The organism is Oleiphilus sp. HI0067, from assembly GCF_001635735.1.
This window is the reverse complement of the sequence record NZ_LWFI01001070.1, coordinates 1-1,233: the sequence shown is the minus strand read 5'-3', so window position 1 is coordinate 1,233 and position 1,233 is coordinate 1. Positions and strand designations below refer to the sequence as shown.

General features: G+C 44.8%; 1 protein-coding gene and 1 pseudogene. One reads left to right on the top strand and one right to left on the bottom strand.

The annotated features are described in order from the left end of the window. Positions 1-843: MFS transporter (locus A3739_RS14890; RefSeq protein ID WP_156502605.1), on the bottom strand; the 843-nt coding region annotated here is incomplete at its 3' end. Between the two features lie 153 nt (positions 844-996). Between A3739_RS14890 and A3739_RS14885 the strand changes: the two are divergent. Next, positions 997-1,233 (top strand): annotated as a pseudogene (locus A3739_RS14885) (hypothetical protein); the annotation flags it as partial.

The following is a 1,233-nucleotide window of genomic DNA, read 5'->3' as shown; positions in this document are numbered from 1 at the left end:
GATTGCCACGCAGAATATAGGCTTCATCTTTTGCTTCGTCTCACCAACGATGATTAGCGGAATCATCGCAATAAAGGAACCTACTAATACGAGTAAATACAACCACCAATGTTGCTCACTCGACAAGCCCACACTATCAACCAAGGACACAGGGATAGCGATAAACATCGCAGTTAATACAAGGTGTAAGACCAAGATCCCAAAATCGAGTCGCAACAATTCTTTATCTTTCAGCACATCAAGAATCTGATCTGAAAATACGCGGGTGTCACGATGTCTGGTGCGAACCGCGGGCGTTGGAATGGACACTTTTGTCCAGATCAATGCGAATGCCGCGAGCGCTGCCGTTAACCAAAATATCGCCTGTAACCCACCCAGCTTCGCGACTAAAGGACCAAGGATGAGCGCAATGGTGAAACTTACGCCAATCGACATACCGACGAATGCCATTGATTTCGTGCGACTCTCCACGCTTGTTAGATCACTTAACAGGGCCATGATGACCGCGGCTATCGCACCTGCACCTTGAATAAACCGGCCGATGATCACGCCATATATCGATTCACTTAATGCGGCTACCACGCTACCAAGGCAAAAGATCACTAAACCTATATATAAAAGCGGCTTGCGCCCATAACGATCAGAGAGCGCACCAAATGGGATTTGTAAAAGCGCCTGACTGAGACCATAAGCTCCAATAGCCAAACCGATTAAAGCGGGCGTTGCACCGTGCAAGTCATTTCCGTATAAAACGAAAACAGGCAATACCATAAATAAACCAAGCATCCGTGTGGCGTACAGCATCGCCAAAGACAAAACGGATTTACGCTCAATTGAATTCATAAAATAAACATCAAAACATTAGAAAGGGCGCGTATTCTATCACCAAAGAATGTGAAGTTAAGCGCTTTACTGTCCGACAAAATCATTTTATTAATGCCCTAACAAGATGTTTCAGCGCTATAATTGCATGTTTTGGCGTCACGAAGTTTCAACATGGAAAACATTACTGTCCGCGGAGCGCGAACTCATAACTTAAAAAACATTGATTTAGAGATCCCTCGCGACAAATTAATAGTAATTACAGGCCTGTCTGGTTCAGGCAAATCATCACTCGCTTTCGATACGCTTTATGCAGAAGGCCAGCGCCGATATGTCGAATCACTCTCGACATATGCGCGTCAGTTTTTATCCATGATGGACAAGCCCGAAGTTGACCATATTGAAGGTTTA